Genomic DNA, 19,838 nt, shown 5'->3' with positions numbered 1-19,838 from the left:
TCGCGCTTTTATTAAAAGGCCTGCTCGATAAGCTGTTGCTACTTTCAGCTTTCGAGATGTTCAGTATGTCTTCTTTGTCTGTTCAGGCTGTCACGCCTGTATTAACGCCCGAACAAAAAGGCATGTTCTTTGAGTTGATCAAGAACAATGCTCCCGGCTGGCTGCTGTCAGCATCGGATGAACTGCGTCAAACACTTTATCAAAGCATCATTGCCAGCCACCGCGCCCAGAGTGAAGTGGACCCGTTTCTGAAGAACCTCAAGTCTCCAGAAGAGTTTTGCGCACCGTTACTGGCCAGCGCCATGTCGCAAAAGCTCGGCCACTCGCTGGATATCGGCGGGGTGATTTTTCAGCACGTGCGCTCCACCTCCAGTCTGTTGGGCTTGCGCAGGAAACTGGTGTTGCCAGTTGATCGGGATCTGCTCACGGCCGCCTGCGAAAACTTCGAACTCAGCGAGACTCAGGCCACAAATTATACCGATACCTCCTTGATCTATATTCCTGAAAAAGTAACCGGTCGAGAGGCGAATATATTATCGATCCAGCCCCACGAGTTTGCGCTGTTGTGTCGAACCCTCGACTTGGGCAAGCAATATCAGACTCATCTTCGTGCGGTCTTCAATGTGGAGGCTGAGACCCATCCGTTGCGCGGCAAGTTTACTGCGAACCTGCGGTGTCGGTTCGAAGTGGATCGGCACGTCGCATTGATGAAGAAACATATCAGTGTCGAAGTGCATGAGATGTTGCAGGCAGTCAAGGATAACCAGGACACGATCAAACTGGGCAACAACACCCTGGGTTATCAGGCCTTGCAGATGCTGGGTGTCACACTTAACGGTGTGCTGTTTATCGGCCCGGTGAGTGTGCACGCCGATGACGACTATCGATGCGTTGTTTACCTGCCAGGTGATCCGTTGCACCCGCTCAAGGAGTATTCATCCTTCAGCGATTTCGAGAAACAGTTGAGCCAACGGTTGAAAGGCGCAGCGTTTCGCCAATTCTTCATGCGCTACATCAAGATCAGTGAGCGCGCAGCGTGGGTGACCGAGCTCGATGGGCGTTTGTATGCGCACAGTCATTCAATCCTGCCTCGTGCCGCGTTCTACGTGACGTTGTCCGGCATCGATTTTGCGGGTGACCCGTTCAGCCTGATGTATCGCCAGCACGCCGAACAGACCATGGCCGACGCTCGGCTCGTAGTGGTCCCAACGGACGATGAAGACGAGAAAACCCGGCTGGCCCGACTGGACACCTATAAGGCAATCGGGGTCGACCTGCTGTTGGTCGCTGTATCGTTCATACCCGTAGTAGGAGAGGCTCTGTTGGCGGTGACCGCGGTGCAGTTGCTCTCACAGGTCTATGAAGGGATTGCCAGTTGGTCCAGAGGCGAGCAGGAGCAGGCGACGGATTACTTTTTCGATGTCGTCGAAAACCTGATCCTGATGGCGGCTTTCGCTGCGAGTACCAGGGCGGTGGGCGCAGCGTTCAAAGTCGTCAGGTCATCGGCTTTTATCGAGCGCTTGCGCATGGTCAAAATGGCTTCGGGGCAGTCTCGCCTCTGGAAGCCTGACCTGCACGTGTATCAACAGCGTCGGGCCTTGCCTGCCGGAGTGCGTCGCGATGGTCGCGGCTTGCGTTGGGTCGATGGCCAGGCGTACCTGACGCTCGATGACCTGCACTATGCGGTGCGCCCCGAGCCTCAGGCCGGGCTGTGGGAAGTACAGGCGCCGCCGGAATCGGCGAGCCGCTATTCACCGCTGCTCGAAACCAACGATCGGGGGGCCTGGCGTCATGACAGCGAGCTGGTTCAGGACTGGGATCGATTGAAGCTGTTTCGCCGCTTCGGCCATCCCCGCGAGGAGCTGTCCGATGCCAGAGCGCTGCAGGCTCTGGCTGTCAGCGGTATCGAAGACAGCGTGTTGCGTCAGATCCATGTAGATCGCGGTCATCCGCCGGCCTTGCTGCTCGACACGGTGTGGAGATTTCGCGCCGATGCAGCGGTGACGGAGTTTATCGAGCAACTGCAGATCCCGTTGTCGGCCCCCATGGCGGATGCTGACCTGCAATTGCACCTGCTGACGACATCGGCCAGTTGGCCGGCAGACTGCGCCATCAGCTTCGTCGATGCAGCGGGCACGCCAATCAATCGTTATGGCGCTACCACCGCCACCACGATCCTGAAGATAACCCAGCAGGATGTGCATCGGGGGAAACTGTACTGTTCTCTGCTGGCTGCACTCGGCAGCCAGCGGCGCAAGACCTTGCTCGGCCTGACGAGCCAGGATTCGGCGGTTCAGACGCGCAAGCTGGTGCAAATCGTCGGCGAGCAGGCACAAGGTCGACGGGAGCCGTTGTTCCAGCGAATCTATCGACGCCACGAAGCGCCGAGCAATGGTCGGGTGGCGTTGCTGATGAAGACCTTTGCCGATCTGCCTGCCAGTGTTGCCGAAGAGTTGGCGGGCAGTGCCCTGGATGGCGAAGCGCAGGAGCTGGATGCTGCCCGCGTACCATTGCGGCTGGCGCAGGAGGTGCGCCGCTATCAACAGGCGATTGCTGTGTGTCGAGCCTATGAAGGCCTGTACCTGGAGAGTGGCGGTGGTCACAGTACCAATCGCCTGGTGCTCGATACCCTTGAACATTTGCCGGGCTGGTCAGGGGCTTCAGCGATCGAGATACAGGAGTGGTCGGGCAGTCACGGCAGTGTTGCAACGACGGCGTCAAGCTCATCCAGTGAGCGGGTGATCATCAATGTGTTGGCGGACCGCATCAGCGTTCTGCAGGTTACTGATGCTGCGCTGAAAACATTTTCCGGGCGCACCCGCGAGCATTATTTCCAGGCCCTCTGGCATGGGTTGTCGGCGCAACGCAAGGTCGCGTTGGGCCTGTCGATGGAGGCCGGGGCGAACGGGCTACGGGAGAAAGTCACCGAACTTGCCATGCAACGGCGAACAACGTTTGCGAGGACCATGGGCGAACGTCCCGGCGACTATTCGCCGATGGCCCTGGCTGACCGACCCCCGGCGGGGCCTTGGGCGAACTCAGGTGTGAGCGTTTCAGTGATGGTGCGCCGTATTCAGGAACTCTACCCGGCCCATTCCCCTGCACAGATCCATGCGCTACTCAACGTCTTGGGCCGCAATGAGATCCTGGTGCTGATGAAACTGGAATTGCTGCGCCTGGAGTTTCTCGGTATTCGCGAAGTCCTGAGTCGTTGGGTGACGCGGCAAACGCAGTACAACGGGATCGATGGCGCATTGCTTGATGTTCCACAGTCGGCGAAGGCTCGTGCCATGCGCGCGATCATCCGCTGCTGGCGCAGAGAACCGGGGGCCTCGGGCGACGCGCCACCCGACACCTTGATCTTCGCCCCGGAGCCGTTGGGAGAGTTGCCAGTGCTGGTCGGGGATTTCAGCCACGTCACGCATCTGGTCATGGACGGCACTACGCCGCTGGGGCTGACGGCATTTTTGCGTCATTTCAGAAATTTGCGCAGCCTTTCCCTGAGAGGGAACCAATTGACCCAGTTACCGGTGGCATTGGAACGCATGCCCTGGTTGACGCATCTGGATCTGAGCGAGAACCGTATTCGACTATCTTCTGCATCGGTGCCGTCACTGGCGCAATTGAAAAAGCTGCGGGTGCTGAGCCTGGACTTCAATGTTGATCTTGCGCATGCCCCGGATGTCAGCTCGCTGCCGGATCTGGAAAGACTGCGCCTGCGCGGTTGCGCAATCGATCATTGGCCCGAGGGAATCACCGGTTTGCAACGACCGCAACTGATCGATCTGCGCGATAACCAGATAAGCACGGTGCCGGAGGCGGTACTCAGGGCTCCGTTGGTGGTCACCCGCGCCGTTCGCCTGATGGGTAACCCCTTGTCGCCTGACTCTTTGCGACAGATTGCGACGTATCAGCAGGCGAACAGCGTCAGTTTCGGTGTAATGGCCCGGGTCTATCGACATCAGCCGCTACTCGGCGTGTCGGATGAAGGCCAGAGTGCGCGCTGGCTGACCGGCAGGCCTGCCGTCGAAGCGATACCGCGTAGCGTTACCTGGGAGGCTGTACGGGCAGCGCCCGGCTCGCGGGATTTCTTCAATGTGCTTTCACAGTTGATCCACACGGCCGATTACACCCGGTTGTACCCGTATTTCAGCCAGCGTGTGTGGAATGTGGTCGAGGCGGCCGCTGAAGACACGCGGCTGCGCAGCGAATTGTTCCGCACGGCGCGCGTCGCCACCAGTGTCGATGGCTATTCTGCGGTGTTCAGTGAGATGGAAGTCCAGGTGCTGTGTTATCGAGCCACGGTCGCGGCCGGGATCGATGGCGCGCCGCTGGAGCGGCAACTGACGCATTTGCTCAGAGGCTTGTTTCGCCTGCAAACGCTGGAAGAGCAGACCTTGGCAGAGATCAACACCCGCGCCCAACCGAGTGTCTACGAGCATGCGCTCGAATTCAGTCTGGCCTATCGGGTGGGGCTGGCGGAGCGCCTGAATTTGCCTGGGCAGCCAAGGGCGATGAGCAGCCCGTTGAATGTCGAGGTATCGCAGGTAGAACTGGATCAGGCTTATCAGGCCGTCATGCGTATCGAAGGCTCTTCGGCGTTTCCCGAATGGTGTATCGGCCAGCGATTCTGGGTCGAATTTCTCGAATCGGCGCATCCCGACGCTTTCGCCCTTGTCTATGTTCGGACCTCGCGGGCCTTGGCGCGTCTGGAGGAGCAGGCGGAGTTGGCGCGCGACCAGGCAGCGGTACAGATGAATGCGATTCACGACAATTTCAGAAATGAACGTCAGGTGCTGATTCGCCAGCTCACCGATCAGGCACTGGTGCGCCATCCGGCCAATGAGCTGGCCAGTTCGGATACAGAAGAGGAGGGGAGTACGCCTTGAGCAGGTGCTCAAGGCGTATTCGATCAGCGGCGACGGAACAGCGGCAGCGGTTCGTCGGTGGCGGCCTGGTAGGTCACCGAGAAGTCTTTCAGGCTTTCCAGCGCATCGTACGGGTCCTTGTCGGCGCGCAGGGCGAACGCATCGAAACCGCAACGGCGCATGTAGAACAGCTGATCGCGTAGCACATCGCCAATCGCCCGCAGTTCACCTTTGAAACCGTAACGGTCACGCAGCAGGCGGGCGTTGGAATAGTTGCGGCCGTCGGTGAAGGCCGGAAAATTCAGCGCGATCACCTGGAACTGCGCGACATCGTCACCGATTTCCTCGGCTTCTTCATCGGCGTCCAGCCACACACCCAGACCGCCGTCGCGGGCCTTGAGCGCGTGAGCATGATCACGCCACAGGGCCAGCGGCACGATCAGGTCGTCGCAGTTGGAGATGCCGTCGAGGGTCGCGTCCTTGGGCAGCAGGTGCCAGGTTTCGTCGACGACTTCGTTGTTCTTAATGATTCGCTGCATAGACGCGTTCCTTGAAGAGGTCGATGCCAATACGCTGGTAGGTGTCGATGAAGCGCTCGTCTTCGGTACGTTGTTCAACGTACACGTCGATCAGCTTCGAGATCACATCCGGCATGTCGTCCTGGGCGAAGGACGGGCCGAGGATCTTGCCCAGGCTCGCGTCACGGCTGGCGCTGCCGCCGAGGGACACCTGGTAGAACTCTTCACCTTTCTTGTCCACCCCGAGGATGCCGATGTGGCCGACGTGGTGGTGACCACAGGCGTTCATGCAACCAGAGATGTTCAGGTCCAGCTCACCGATGTCGAACAGATAGTCCAGGTCGTCGAAACGGCGCTGGATCGATTCGGCGATCGGGATCGACTTGGCGTTGGCCAGCGAGCAGAAATCACCGCCCGGGCAGCAGATGATGTCGGTCAGCAGGCCGATGTTCGGCGTGGCAAAACCGCTTTCACGCAGCTCGCCCCACAGGGTGAACAACTGGCTCTGCTCGACGTCGGCGAGAATGATGTTCTGCTCGTGGGAGGTGCGCAGTTGACCGAAGCTGTAGCGCTCGGCCAGATCGGCGACGGCGTCCAGCTGCTTGTCGGTGATGTCGCCCGGAGCAACGCCGGTCGGTTTCAGCGACAGGGTCACGGCCACATAGCCCGGCTTCTTGTGCGCCAGGGTGTTGCGTGAGCGCCAGCGGGCGAAACCCGGATGCTCCTTGTCGAGTTCGGTCAGGGCGGCGGTCTGATTCTCCAGCGCCTTGTAGTCCGGATCGACGAAGTGTTTGGCGACACGATGCAGTTCGGCTTCGGTCAGCGTGGTCTGGCCACCGCGCAGGTGCTCCATCTCGGCATCGACTTTCTGCGCGAACACCTCAGGAGTCAGCGCCTTGACGAGGATCTTGATCCGCGCCTTGTATTTGTTGTCGCGACGGCCATAGCGGTTGTACACCCGCAGGATGGCGTCGAGGTAGCTCAACAGGTCCTGCCACGGCAGGAACTCGTTGATGAACGCGCCGACCACCGGGGTACGGCCCAGGCCACCGCCGACCAGTACACGGAAACCCAGCTCGCCGGCGGCGTTGTGTACCGGCTCCAGGCCGATATCGTGGACTTCGATGGCCGCACGGTCAGCGGTCGAACCGTTGACGGCGATCTTGAACTTGCGCGGCAGGTAGGCGAATTCCGGGTGGAATGTAGTCCACTGACGAACGATTTCGCACCATGGGCGCGGGTCGATCAGTTCATCGGCGGCGACACCGGCGAACTGGTCGGTGGTGACGTTGCGCAGGCAGTTGCCGCTGGTCTGGATCGCGTGCATCTGCACGGTGGCCAGTTCCGCGAGGATGTCCGGGATGTCTTCCACCGCCGGCCAGTTGAACTGCACGTTCTGCCGGGTACTGATGTGGGCGTAGCCCTTGTCGTAGTCGCGGGCAATCTTGGCCATCATGCGCACCTGACGGGAAGTCAGCTGGCCGTAAGGCACCGCCACGCGCAACATCGGCGCAAAACGCTGGATGTAGAGGCCATTTTGCAGGCGCAGGGGGCGGAATTCTTCTTCGCTCAGCTCGCCTGCCAGATAGCGTCGGGTCTGATCACGGAACTGCTTGACGCGGTCCTCGATGATCCGCTGATCGTACTCGTCGTATACGTACATATAAGTCCTGTTCTCAGGCTTTGGGCTACTCGGAAAACGCTGCGTTTTCGCTTGCTGGAGTCCGATGGTGCCTCGGCAATTACGCGCGCACGGCCGCGCACTCCCTAACGGAGCCGGGGCAATATACCCGTTTGCAGTTATGCGCAAAAGTGATGTTTGAGTATATGTAAAGAACCAAATCGCCTAACGAGAATAGTTGTTGATTAATCCACATTTGTCGCGGGGACAATCATCGTCTTAACTGTGATCGAGTCTTTCTGCAATCACCGATAAAACCGACAAGAGGCGATGCAATGAGCAATCCGACCAAGGCAAGAAAAAGCGATAGCAGTGTCGATGCTTGGGCCATTCTGTTCCTGATCATTCTGGTCGTAGGGACAGCGGTATTCTGGGTCAGTCATCAGTAAACGACCGATTCGGGCCCGCTTCCGACAATTGTCGGACAAAAGCGGGATCAGGCGTCAATAGCCGTAGGTTCGAAGGCTATAATGCGCGGCCATTTTTCCCTGGGCCCGGATTTTTCATGTTGAAGTTTGTCCATCTCAGCCTGCTGCTGTTCGGCGCGGCTGTCAGCGTCGCAGCGAAAGCGGAGTCGGTGCTGTTCCTCAATCCTGGGTCAACTCAGGAAGCCTTCTGGGTCAGCTATTCGCAATTCATGCAGGCGGCAGCCCGCGACCTGGGCGTCGATTTGCAGATTCTCTATTCCCAGCGCCAGCCCGAACTCACCGTGGCCCAGGCCAGAATTGCTCTGCAGGGGCCGAACCGTCCCGACTATCTGATGTTCGTCAACGAGCAGTATGTTGCACCACAGATCCTGCGGCTGGCGCAAGGCAGCGGCGTCAAGCTGTTCATGGTCAACGCGGTGCTGACCCCCGATCAGCAGGCGCTGGTCGGCGAGCGTACCGATCGCATCGGCAGCCTGGTGCCGAATGACGAAGAGGGCGGCTACCTGATGATGAAGGAGCTGATTCGCCTGCACCCTCCCGTGGCGCGGGGCGAACAGATCGAAGTCCTGGCGTTTTCCGGCTTGAAGATCACCCCGTCAGCGCAATTGCGCGAGCAGGGCATGCAACGCGCTCTGGCCGAGCATCCGAAGGTGCGACTGCGGCAGCTGGTGTACAGCGGCTGGACCCGGCAGCGCGCCTATGAACAGGCGCGGCAACTGGTCAGCCGCTATCCAGAGGTGTCGCTGGTGTGGTCGGCCAACGATGAAATGGTCTTCGGCGCCATGCGCGCGTTTGCCGAAGCCGGCAAAACCCCCGGCAAGGACGTGCTGTTCAGCGCCGTCAACACCTCGCCCGAGGCGTTGCAGGCGCTGGTCGATGGACGCTTGAGCGCGCTGGTGGGCGGGCACTTCACGCTGGGTGGCTGGGCGCTGGTGGAGTTGCATGATTACGATCAGGGCGTCGATCTCGACCGGTATGGCGGACGTGACCGGCAATTGTCGCTGCTGCAACTGATCGACAAGCATCAGGCGCAGCAAATGCTGGCCATGGGCGCCGCGCCGGATTACGGCGTGAGTTTTCGCAAACTCTCTGCCAAGGGGCGCCCCGCGTCCTATCGCTACCCATTCGGCCTGCAGATCCTGATGCACTGAGCGCCGTCAGACCCCGGCGAAATGCAGCACCAGTTTGACAATGGCAAACAGCGTCAAGGCGAACACGGCGGTGAAGCCGATCCCCAGGACCACGAAATGGCTGGGCTTGCCATGGGTGAAGTCCCTTGCCCGGTTCTTCCCGCTTTGCACACCGAATGCTGCGGCCATCACGCTGTGCAGCATTTGCCAGAAGCTCGGTGGCTTGTTGTCGACTGGATCGTCCATAAATCCCCCGTCCGAAAGGCTGTCCCGACAGCATAGTCAATCCAGCGGGTTGTGCCGTGGTCGCACGCGGGCTCATGACTTGTCCGGTAACAAGTCCATGCCGATACGATAACTATGTACCGCAGATCAGCGCGGCGCATATGGTGTCCTGTCTTTCCATTTTTCAGGAGAGACAGGATGTCCACTCATCCCCCGACATTGCCCCGCGCGCCGGTCAGCGCCAGCCTTCACGGCAAGCTGCTGGAGCAGATGATCCCCGATTGGCTGATTGCCGCTTCACCCGAGCGGCAAGCCGCGATTAAAGCGGCCAGCACCCGTCCAGCGCACGGCTATCACCCTTTCCCGAATGATCAGCAACAAGCCTTGAAAGACCGGGTCACGGCTGCCTTTATCGCCCAGACCCGGCTCGACAAGACCATGGCCGGCCTTGAAAGCGTCGATGCATTTGCCCAGGCGCTGCTCGGCAAGGCACTCAAGGATCAGTTCAACGTCACGGTCGATCTCGACAAGACCTTGCTGTGCCTCAGAAGGCCCCTCGAACTCGGGGTGCTGGAAGTTGAAGTTTCCACGTTCGAAGTGTTGAAGCTGCCCTTGCTGCAAGCGGCATTGCACAACTTCGAGGCGTCGGAATGTGAAGCGGGTGCCTATCACGCCAGATCCGGTTTCGTGGTCGAGACGGCGACCCCGGGCGAGTTTCAGGCAGCAGAAATCGGCATCACGGTCAGGCAGTTTCTGACGCTGTGTCGTTCGCTGGACGTCGGTGCCCGTTATCAGGCACGGATCAAAACGTTTTTCGAGAAAACCGACACCTTGCGCCGGCACTTCATTGCCAGCCAGAAAACCGCGTTGCGTGCCGCCGCTGAATGGGCGCTGCTGAAACAGGACATCGAGCCCGCCGACTACCGAATGATTCTGTCGGTGGTGGACGGCCAGATCCACCCGCAGCTCGGCGGCAAGGCCGTGTGGTTTCGTGATTTGAGCCTGATGAAGCGGCGGATGACCGGTTGCGTGGTGTTCAGCATCAGCGAGCGCTACCGCTACACCAACGAGTTCATCGTCTACATTCCCCATGACCCGCAACACCCGCTCAAGCGTTACACCATGGCGCAGATGCGTGAGGTGTTCAAAGGCAAGTTCACCGCGACTGACCCTGCGGCTTCCGGGCCAGGCCCGACCGCTTACCAGCAGTTTTTCAGTCAGTTCGTGGCTTATGCCGACCGTCCTTACTATTTCAGTCAGTTCACCCAAAAGGCTGCGGACTCTCCGAGTGACCCGCTGCATTCTATCTGGGTCAAGGTTGCACAGCTGATACCGCCACTGTCGACCATCGCGCGAATCAAGGAGCTGCCACCCGAAGCCCCCGGCAAGCGCGAGCCGCAGCCTGAGCCGTATCTCGATCCGTTGCCTGTCACGCGCAAAGGCGTGGCCGGGATCTGGGCCGACAACACCGATCTGTGGCAATACCTCTACGAACAGCACCGGGCCAAATTCATCGCCGACGCGCGGGCCCACGCCGTCCCCACAGCGGATGTCGACGCACGGGTACGCGCAGAAAAACTCAGTCATCTGCTCGAACTCGGCATGATGGCCTTGAACATGGTGTCGATGTTCGTCCCGGTACTGGGCGAAATCATGATGACCGTGATGGCCGGGCAACTGCTCTATGAGTCCTTCGAAGGCGCCATCGAATGGTCGGAAGGTGATCGCCAGGCTGCCAAGGCGCATCTGGTCGATGTGGCGCAGAACCTGGCGCTGATTGGCGTTATGGGCGCGGTCGGCAAGGGTGCAGGCCGACTCCAGGCGGCCTCCGCCGAGCCGGCGATCGAGCACTTGCACCCGGTCGAGCGGCCTGACGGTTCGGTCCGCCTGTGGAAGCCTGACCTCGATGCTTACGTCAGCGATAGTGTCCTGCCAGCGACTGCCGTACCCGATGCGCAAGGCGTTTATCGATTCGATGGCAAGACCTTCATTCGCCAGCAAGGCAAGGTCTACCAGACGCACTACGACGAGACCCTGAAAAGCTGGCGCATCCGCCACCCGCATGATCCTGCGGCGTATCAACCGATCCTGGAGCACAATCGACTGGGGGCCTGGCGCCACAATCTCGAGCGACCGCTGAGCTGGGATCGACTGACCCTGCTGCGGCGCATCGGGCATTCGACTGAGGCGTTTTCGGATGCGCAACTGCTCGAAATCGCCGATGTCAGTGGTGTCAGTGATGATGCTCTGCGTCAGATGCACCTCGATCATCAGCCAGCGCCACTGGCCCTGGCCGATACCCTGCGTCTGTATGAGGCGGATCAGCAGGTCGGGCGGCTGATCGATCAGGTCGAACGAGGAGCCAGCCTGGATGATTCGTATCTGCTGACGCTGCCAATGCTCACGCAAATGCCGCGCTGGCCGAGCGGGTTGATTCTGGAAGTCTTCGACGGAGCGCAGCTGTCCGGCCCCAGCCGACTGTTCGGCGCGGAGACAGGCTCGATCGAGGGCCAGACCCGTACGCCGATCCAGGTGACCCGCGCCGAAGTGCTCGACGGCCAATTGCCTGAGCGTATTCTGGCCGCGCTGGACGAGCCGCAAACACGCTGGCTGCTGGGCGCCGAACCGGCGCGTGTGGTCGCATCCCGGCCGCTGGAACTGCGCAAACAGATCGCCGATTACCTGCGCACCCGGCAACCGGCGATGTTCGACAGGCTCTATGACGAGCCCGCGTTGAACGACCGGCGAATCGCCAGGCTACAAGCCGCGACACCGGGGTTGGGCAGCTCGGCGGCAATCCGCGTGCTGCTGGAGGCGAACGCCGAGGAGCTGGCGCGCCTGCAAAGCGGTAAGCGGGTGCCGTTGCGGCTGCTGGAAATCTCCCGTGAATTTGCCCGGCAACGCCGCTTCAACCACGCGGTCGCCGGCCTGCACATGGAGAATTCGGGTGGCAGCGAAAGCCAATGGCTGGCCTTGCGCGCCCTGGAACGACTGCCGGGCTGGTCGGACGAAGTGCGTCTTGAGGTGCGCGAAGGTAGCCTCGACGGGCCGTTGATTGACAGTGTCGGCAGCGATAGTGCCGGCCAAACCAAGTATCTCGTCAAGCGCGGGCCGGTCTATCAGGCGTACAACGAGCGCGCCGAAGAGCTGAACAGCATTCCGCGTCACGGCGACAACTTTTTTGCCTCAATCCTCCATGCCTTGCCCGACCAGTCGCGACAGGCCCTGGGTTTTACCCAGGTTGCGCGTAGCGCCGGACTGCGTCGGGCACTGATCCGGTATGTGGCCCGACACCGTGCCGAACTGGCTCGACTGGCGAGCAGACGCCATGGCCACAAGCAACGCTTCAAGGCGCCGGTGCGGGTACGCCAGCACGGGCTCGGTTATTACGCCAGCGGTCGCGGCGAAGGCGTCAACCCGTTGCTGGTGACGCGCGTGCAGGACGTGTACCCGGCGCTTACCGATCAGCAAGCGGGCGGGTTCATCCTCAAACAACTGGCAACCGGCCGCACTGACGCACAGATCTACGAGCTGTTGCAAAGGCGCCTGCGTGAATGGCAGGAACTCGAATCGTCGCTGGCGCAATGGGAAGGTGTGCCGGCCCCTGAGTCGACGCTGGAGTCGATGATCGGCGGCCGATCCAGCGTGGTGCGCAGCCTCAAGCAGAGCTGGCGCAATTCGCCGCTGGCCGATAGTCACGTGAGTGCGGCACGCCTCGATCTGATCTGCGATGACCCGTTGCCGGTGCTGACGGCGGACTTCTCGCATGTGCGCGATCTGCGAGTCAGGGGGCGGTGCATCACCGATGCCAACGTCGATGAACTGTTGGGCAGTTTCCCCAGGCTCAAGGCGCTGCGCATCAATGCCACCGCTGAAACATTTACCAACGTGCCGGTGGCGTTGCAGAACATGCCGGAGTTCACTGACCTGACGCTTTACAGTGCAATGCCCTTTGCCGCTGACATGCCGGCACGCCTGGCTCAACTGACCCGTCTTGAAGCATTGAGCGTCAGCACCTCGAGCTATCAGCCGCTGGCCTTCGATGTCAGCGGCATGCGTAATCTGCGCACCCTGGAAATCGTCGCCTACTCATTGTTCGACTGGCCTGCGGGGGTGCTGGAGTTACCGGCCCTGGAACGTCTGAACCTCAGAGACACGGGGATCAGCACCGTGCCGGCAGCACTGCTGCAGGGCCATGAAAAACTCTGGTCGGGGCTGTCGCTGGACTGGTCAAGATTCTCCCGGGAAAACTTCACTGGCGTGTACGAATACGTCAAGACCCATCCGGAACACCTGATCGATCGAGAGACGATGGTCAGGGATTATTGCCGCGGCGAGTTGCGGCGCCTGGGCGAGGGCGTGAATCAATCGCCGGAGGGGGTGTTCAATCGCTTCTTCGAGCAATGGCCGGATGAGCAGCAGCGTTTCACCGCCATCAATGCCTTGAGCGATCAATATGCCGCGCTGGATAGCCAACTCAATCAGTGGCAGCAGCGCGTGGTGGTGTCGGCAGAATCGCTGCGCGAACTTGTCGCGCGATCAAACCTGGCCCATGTCCTGAAAACCAGTTGGCGCAAGGGCATGTTCAAGCGCTATGGCGCGACCATCAGCGCTTCGACTCTGGACTTGTCGGGGCTGATGCTCAGCGACCTGCCGGCGTTACCCGCTGACGCATTTGCGCATGTACGCACGCTGCTGCTCAACGGCCAGCGCGTTGCGGCCGCGCAGATGCGCGGTTTCCTCAGTGCGTTCAGCGAATTGCGAACCCTTGATCTGAGTGACAATGCCTTGCACGAATGGCCGATCGAGTCGCAGAGCCTTTCGCGCCTGGTGCACCTGGATCTGGCCGACAATCAGTTGACCGACGCTTCAGGCCTGGAGAGCGGATTGAGTGAATTGCCTGCGCTCGAACAGCTGAATCTGCGGAACAATCCGCTGAACGAACTGAACGTCGACAGCCTGCAACGTTTAAAGGCCCTCGACCTGCAGGCAACGCACCTGCAACAGTGGCCGACAGGGGCCGAAGGTCTGCCGCAACTGTGGTGGCTGGATCTGCGCGATACCCGTATCAGCACGTTGCCGCCTGCCGTACTCGAGAGCACTGCACTGCTCAATATCAACCTGACCGGTGCGCCGCTGACCGCAGCGGCGTCGGCTGAATTGCGTCTGGGGCAACTGCGGCTCGAGCACACCCTCGGCCTGCCTGCCGGCGCGCTGGATGCGTTTGCCCGGCAGCCGGTGCCGGCGACTTTTCCGCCGGCGGAGAACGGTTTGTCAGTGGCCCGCCAGTTGCTGCCGCTGACGCAGGCACCTGTCAGTACCGGGCTGACACGGATGCGCCAGAACCTGCAGCGAGTGCAGCCGGCCCTTACCGATGAACAAGCCATGCAGGTGATCGAGGCGCTGCGTACCGAGGGTGCGACTGATGTGCAGATCGGCGAGCGGATCGCGGGCTGGAGCCAGACCTTTGAAACCCTCGTTCGCCGACTCAATGGCTGGCTGTATACCCGGGAAACCCGTGGCGTTGACTGGGTCATCTCCTCGCAATCGCGCAGCCTGGCGGCGTGGCGCATTCTGACGTGCTGGCGCGCAAGGTTATCGACTGTCGGGGGCGATGCGGTGCTGGATCTCAACGGCCTGCAATTGGGCGATCTGCCGCCGCTGCCCGAGGACTTCGGGCATGTCAGCAGCTTGAACCTGACAGGCACACGAGTGACGGCCGAAGGCAGCAACGGCTTTCTCAAGTCCTTCACTCACCTGCGCGATCTGGCCCTCAGTGGCAATGAACTCACCGCGCTGCCTGATGGCGTCCGGCAAATGCCGCAGCTCGAGCGACTCGAGCTTGCCAGCAACAACTTCACTGACACCGAGCCGCTGTATGCCGCGCTGTCCGGTCTGCAGCATTTGCAAACACTGGACCTGAGCTACAACCATCTCGAGGCGTTCGACGCCAGCTACTTCGAGCATTTGCAAAGTCTGGATCTGCGTAATAACAACCTGGCCGAATGGCCGGCCGGGACGCTGGATGCGCAGCACCTGCGGACACTCAACCTCAGTCGCAACGACATCACCGCCATCCCCGAGCAGGCGCTGGACGGTCAGCACGATGAGCTGATGGACGGCACCGACCTGACTGACAACTACAACCTGTCGGAGGAGTCGCTTGAAAGGCTCAGAACCTATCAGGCTGCGGGTAATCGCCTGCGAGTGCTCGGTTTTTCCAGTTCCGATCTGGAGGAAATGGCTGACGACGTTGCCGGCGGGCTCAGTGAAACCACCGACAGCATCGAGTCCGACGAAACCCTCCCGGGCGAACAGGCCCATGCGCAACAGAAAGCGCCGTGGCTGGCGAATCTGCCGGCGGATCAGGCGTTGGCACGCGACAGGCTCTGGGATCAACTCGCTGCCGAACCGGATAGCGCGGCATTCTTCCATTTGCTTGACCGGTTGCAGGACACCCAGGAGTTTCGCGTAGCCAACGCCGATCTGACCCGACGCGTGTGGATGGTCATGGAAGCGGCGGCCGCCAACAGTGAGCTGCGCGAGGTGATTTTCGCCGGCTCGGCCACACACGGGACTTGCGTGGACGGGCGCATCCTTACGTTCAGTGGTCTGGAGAGCAAGGTCTTCACTTACAACGCCTTGCTCGATTTACCGGCCGGCCGCCCGGGCATCCGCGGTGAGGCCTTGTTGTCGCTGTCGCGGCAGCTGTTCCGGCTGGACAAGGTCGATGAACTGGCAAAAGCGGCGGCTGCGCGCAGTGGTTTCGACGAAGCCGAAGTTCGCCTCGGTTACCGGATCGGTCTGACCGGGGGCTGGGACGATGGACTGGAGTTGCCCGGGCAGCCGAAAAACATGAAATTTGTCTCCGGTGTCACCCCGCAGCAGTTGGTCAATGCGCGGGCCGAGGTGGTCAGCGCGGAACGCTCCGAGAGATTTCTGGAGGACCTGATTCAGCGCGATTTCTGGCTGGATTATCTCAAGGAGCAGCAGCCTGAAGCGTTCAGGCAAATGGATGAAACGCAGTTGTTGGAGGAGGGCGATGACGAAGGTCTGAGTGCTGACGATCCGCTGTATCTGAGCAGGCTGTTCGATCAGGCGGCGGCGCGAAATGCCAGGCTCATCGAATTGTCGCGACAGGAGATTGAACGGATCGGTTTGTCTGCCGGCAACGCACAATTGCCCGGAACCTCCGGGCAATTGTCAGGCGCGTAAACCCGGTGAATGGTCAGTCCCCGGCAGGTCCGGGGGCTGACCGTTGCGGTCATTCGTCGTAACCGAGATTCGGCGCCAGCCAGCGCTCGGTCACACTCAGCTCCTGACCTTTGCGCGAGGTGTAGCTCTGCACCTGGTCCTTGTCGACCTTGCCCACGGCAAAGTATTGCGCCTGCGGATGGGCGAAGTACCAGCCGCTGACCGCTGCCGCCGGGAACATCGCGTAATGCTCGGTGAGGAACACGCCGCTGCGGCCCGCACGCATTTCGCTGGCTTCAGGATCGAGCAGGGTGAACAGCGTGGCCTTCTCGGTGTGATCCGGGCAGGCCGGATAACCCGGTGCCGGACGGATACCGGAGTACTGCTCTTTGATCAGCGCGTCGTTGTCCAGCGCCTCATCCTTGGCGTAACCCCAGTGCTCTTTGCGCACTTGCTGGTGCAGCCATTCGGCGCAAGCCTCGGCCAGACGGTCGGCCAGTGCCTTGACCATGATCGAGTTGTAATCGTCGCCAGCGTCCTGATAGGCCTTGGCGACTTCTTCGGCGCCGATGCCGGCGGTGGTGATGAAACCACCGACGTAGTCGGTCACTTCGCTGTCCTTAGGTGCGACGAAGTCGGCCAGCGAGAAGTTCGGTTTGCCGTCGGTCTTGATGATCTGCTGGCGCAGGTGATGCAGGCGCGCCATTGGCTTGCCGTCATCGTCGTACAGTTCGATGTCGTCGTCATGCACCTGATTGGCCGGCCAGAAACCGAACACCGCACGGGCGCTGATCAGCTGCTCGTCGATCAGCTTGGTGAGCATCTCGCGCGCGTCCTTGTACAGCGCGGTGGCGGCTTCACCGACCACTTCGTCTTCGAGGATGCGCGGGAATTTGCCGGCCAGGTCCCAGGAGATGAAGAACGGCGTCCAGTCGATGTACTCGGCCAGAACGTTGAGGTCGATGTTGTCCAGCACGCGGGTGCCGGTGAAGGTCGGTTTGACCGGCGTGTAGCTGGCCCAGTCGAACTGCGGCTTCTTGGCGATCGCCGCCGCGTAGCTCAGGCGTTCGGTACGGGCGCTGCGGTTGGCGGTGCGCTCACGTACATCGACGTATTCCAGACGGGTCTTCTCGACGAAACCGGCCTTGAGTTCCTTGGACAGCAACTGCGTCGCCACGCCCACCGCGCGCGAGGCGTCGGTGACGTAGACCACTGCATCGTTGCTGTACTTCGGCTCGATTTTCACGGCGGTGTGCGCCTTGGACGTGGTCGCGCCACCGATCATCAGCGGCAGATGGAAATCCTGACGCTGCATTTCACGGGCAACGTGGACCATCTCGTCCAGCGACGGGGTGATCAGGCCAGACAGGCCGATGATGTCGCACTTTTCTTCCTTGGCGACCTGGAGGATTTTCTCCGCCGGAACCATCACGCCGAGGTCGACGATGTCATAGCCGTTGCAACCCAGCACCACGCCGACGATGTTCTTGCCGATGTCGTGCACGTCGCCTTTTACCGTGGCCATCAGGATCTTGCCCTTGGCTTCCGGCTTGTCGCCTTTTTCCAGTTCGATGAACGGGATCAAATGCGCCACGGCCTGCTTCATTACGCGGGCGGATTTCACCACCTGCGGCAGGAACATTTTGCCGGCGCCGAACAGGTCGCCGACGATGTTCATGCCGGACATCAGCGGGCCTTCGATGACTTCGATCGGCCGGGCGAACGACTGGCGCGACTCTTCGGTGTCTTCGACGATGTGGGTGGTGATGCCCTTGACCAGCGCATGCTCCAGACGCTTGTTGACGTCCCAGCTGCGCCACTCTTCGGTCTCGGCTTCCTTGACGCTGCCGTCGCCCTTGTATTTGTCGGCGATGGCGAGGAGGGCGTCGGTGCCTTCCGGCGTGCGGTTGAGGATCACGTCTTCGACGGCGTCGCGCAGCTCCTGCGGGATCTGGTCGTAGATTTCCAGCTGACCGGCGTTGACGATGCCCATGGTCAGGCCGGCGCGGATCGCGTACAGCAGAAACACCGAGTGAATCGCCTCGCGCACCGGGTTGTTGCCACGGAACGAGAACGACACGTTGGACACGCCGCCGGAGCTCAGCGCATACGGCAGCTCGTCGCGGATGTAGGCACAGGCGTTGATGAAGTCCACAGCGTAGTTGTTGTGTTCTTCGATACCGGTGGCCACGGCGAAGATGTTCGGGTCGAAGATGATGTCTTCCGGCGGGAAGCCGACTTCGTTGACCAGAATGTCATAGGAGCGTTTGCAGATTTCTTTCTTGCGCGCTTCGGTGTCGGCCTGGCCGGCTTCGTCGAACGCCATCACCACCACCGCCGCGCCGTAGCGTTTGCACAGTTTGGCGTGATGGATGAACTGCTCGACGCCTTCTTTCATGCTGATCGAGTTGACGATGCCCTTGCCCTGAATGCACTTCAGACCGGCTTCGATGACTTCCCATTTCGACGAGTCGATCATGATCGGCACGCGGGAGATGTCCGGTTCACCGGCGATCAGATTGAGGAAGGTCACCATGGCCTTCTTCGAATCGAGCATGCCTTCGTCCATGTTGATGTCGATCACCTGCGCGCCGGCCTCGACCTGCTGCAGGGCGACTTCCAGGGCTTCGGTGTAGTTGTCTTCACGGATCAGACGGGCGAACTTGGCGGAACCGGTGATGTTGGTGCGCTCGCCAACGTTGACGAACAGCGAGCTGCGATCGATGGTGAACGGCTCGAGACCGGACAGGCGGCAGGCCTTGGGGATGTCCGGAATCTGCCGCGGTGCGTAACCGGCCACGGCTTTGGCGATGGCTTCGATGTGGCCCGGGGTGGTGCCGCAGCAACCGCCGACGATGTTGAGGAACCCGCTCTGGGCGAATTCTTCGATGACCTTGGCGGTTTGCGCCGGCAGTTCGTCGTACTCGCCGAACTCGTTCGGCAAGCCGGCGTTCGGGTGCGCGGAAACGTGAGTGCTGGCCTTGTTCGACAGCTCTTCCAGGTATGGACGCAGCTCGCTGGCGCCGAGCGCGCAGTTGAGACCGACCGAGATTGGCTTGGCGTGGGCCACCGAGTTCCAGAATGCTTCGGTGGTCTGGCCCGACAGGGTGCGGCCGGAGGCATCGGTGATGGTCCCGGAAATCATGATCGGCAGTTCGATGTGCAGCTCTTCGAACACCCCTTGCACGGCGAAGATCGCGGCTTTGGCGTTGAGCGTGTCGAAGATGGTTTCGATCAGGATCAGGTCAACGCCGCCCTCGATCAGGCCTTTGGTGGCCTCGGTGTAGTTCTCCACCAGTTCATCGAAAGTGACGTTGCGGTAGCCGGGGTTGTTCACGTCTGGCGACAGCGAGCAGGTGCGGCTGGTCGGGCCGAGCACGCCGGCGACGAAACGCGGCTTGTCCGGGTTCTCGGCGGTCTTGGCGTCGGCCACCTTGCGCGCCAGGCGTGCGCCTTCTACGTTTAATTCGTACGCCAGCTCTTCCATGCCGTAATCGGCCATGGAAATGCGTGTGGCGTTGAAGGTGTTGGTTTCCAGAATGTCGGCGCCGGCATCCAGATAAGCCTTTTCGATGCCGCCGATCACGTCTGGACGAGTGATCACCAGCAGGTCGTTGTTGCCCTTGACATCACTCGGCCAGTCAGCGAAGCGTTTGCCGCGATAATCCTGCTCTTCGAGCTTGTAGCTCTGGATCATCGTGCCCATGCCGCCGTCGAGAATCAGGATGCGCTCTTTGAGGGCTTGCTTGAGAGCTTGAAGGCGGACGCTGCGATCGGACATTGGGACTACTCGA

7 protein-coding genes are annotated in these 19,838 nt (G+C 60.8%); 3 read left to right on the top strand and 4 right to left on the bottom strand.

Features of this window, described 5'->3' with window-relative positions; translation table 11 throughout:
• Window positions 1–122: 122 nt before the first annotated feature.
• Entirely contained in the window at window positions 123–4,889 is a 4,767-nt protein-coding gene (locus AC1RBR_RS14715; RefSeq protein WP_492565177.1) for an NEL-type E3 ubiquitin ligase domain-containing protein, read from the top strand.
• 23 nt (window positions 4,890–4,912) lie between these two features.
• On the opposite strand, the gene AC1RBR_RS14710 is transcribed toward AC1RBR_RS14715, so the two are convergent.
• Both AC1RBR_RS14710 and AC1RBR_RS14705 read right to left on the bottom strand, forming a co-directional pair.
• Window positions 4,913–5,407, bottom strand: coding sequence for a DUF934 domain-containing protein (locus AC1RBR_RS14710; protein WP_047598609.1), 495 nt, complete (start codon window positions 5,405–5,407; stop codon window positions 4,913–4,915).
• A complete protein-coding gene (locus AC1RBR_RS14705) occupies window positions 5,391–7,049 on the bottom strand; it encodes a nitrite/sulfite reductase (protein WP_095136217.1) in 1,659 nt (552 codons plus the stop codon). The genes AC1RBR_RS14710 and AC1RBR_RS14705 overlap by 17 nt, the downstream gene beginning before the upstream one ends.
• A 523-nt stretch (window positions 7,050–7,572) precedes the next feature.
• Between AC1RBR_RS14705 and AC1RBR_RS14700 the strand changes: the two genes are divergently transcribed.
• The gene (locus AC1RBR_RS14700; protein ID WP_492565175.1) at window positions 7,573–8,646 is read left to right on the top strand and encodes an ABC transporter substrate-binding protein; all 1,074 of its coding nucleotides are present in this window, start codon (window positions 7,573–7,575) and stop codon (window positions 8,644–8,646) included.
• A 6-nt stretch (window positions 8,647–8,652) separates the two neighbouring features.
• On the opposite strand, the gene AC1RBR_RS14695 is transcribed toward AC1RBR_RS14700, so the two are convergent.
• Complete coding sequence (locus AC1RBR_RS14695; RefSeq protein WP_095136213.1) at window positions 8,653–8,871, bottom strand: DUF2970 domain-containing protein; 219 nt, start codon at window positions 8,869–8,871, stop codon at window positions 8,653–8,655.
• A 177-nt stretch (window positions 8,872–9,048) separates the two neighbouring features.
• On the opposite strand from AC1RBR_RS14695, the gene AC1RBR_RS14690 reads away from it, so the two are divergent.
• Window positions 9,049–16,065: an NEL-type E3 ubiquitin ligase domain-containing protein gene (locus AC1RBR_RS14690; RefSeq protein ID WP_492565173.1), complete on the top strand. Its 7,017-nt coding sequence runs from the start codon at window positions 9,049–9,051 to the stop codon at window positions 16,063–16,065.
• A 49-nt stretch (window positions 16,066–16,114) separates the two neighbouring features.
• Here the strand turns inward: AC1RBR_RS14690 and metH are convergent, their stop codons facing one another.
• Window positions 16,115–19,825: a methionine synthase gene (metH, locus tag AC1RBR_RS14685; protein WP_492565171.1), complete on the bottom strand. Its 3,711-nt coding sequence runs from the start codon at window positions 19,823–19,825 to the stop codon at window positions 16,115–16,117.
• Window positions 19,826–19,838: the final 13 nt, after the last annotated feature.

The organism is Pseudomonas sp. GW823-FHT01D03 (assembly GCF_058798255.1).
Note: the sequence above shows the minus strand (reverse complement) of the source record. Positions and strands in the feature narration are given on the sequence as shown.

Coding starts and splice junctions, on each gene's coding strand:
- AC1RBR_RS14715 (WP_492565177.1), top strand. CDS start 123: ATGTTCTTTGAGTTGATCAAGAACAATGCTCCCGGCTGGCTGCTGTCA.
- AC1RBR_RS14710 (WP_047598609.1), bottom strand. CDS start 5,407: ATGCAGCGAATCATTAAGAACAACGAAGTCGTCGACGAAACCTGGCAC.
- AC1RBR_RS14705 (WP_095136217.1), bottom strand. CDS start 7,049: ATGTACGTATACGACGAGTACGATCAGCGGATCATCGAGGACCGCGTC.
- AC1RBR_RS14700 (WP_492565175.1), top strand. CDS start 7,573: ATGTTGAAGTTTGTCCATCTCAGCCTGCTGCTGTTCGGCGCGGCTGTC.
- AC1RBR_RS14695 (WP_095136213.1), bottom strand. CDS start 8,871: ATGGACGATCCAGTCGACAACAAGCCACCGAGCTTCTGGCAAATGCTG.
- AC1RBR_RS14690 (WP_492565173.1), top strand. CDS start 9,049: ATGTCCACTCATCCCCCGACATTGCCCCGCGCGCCGGTCAGCGCCAGC.
- metH (WP_492565171.1), bottom strand. CDS start 19,825: ATGTCCGATCGCAGCGTCCGCCTTCAAGCTCTCAAGCAAGCCCTCAAA.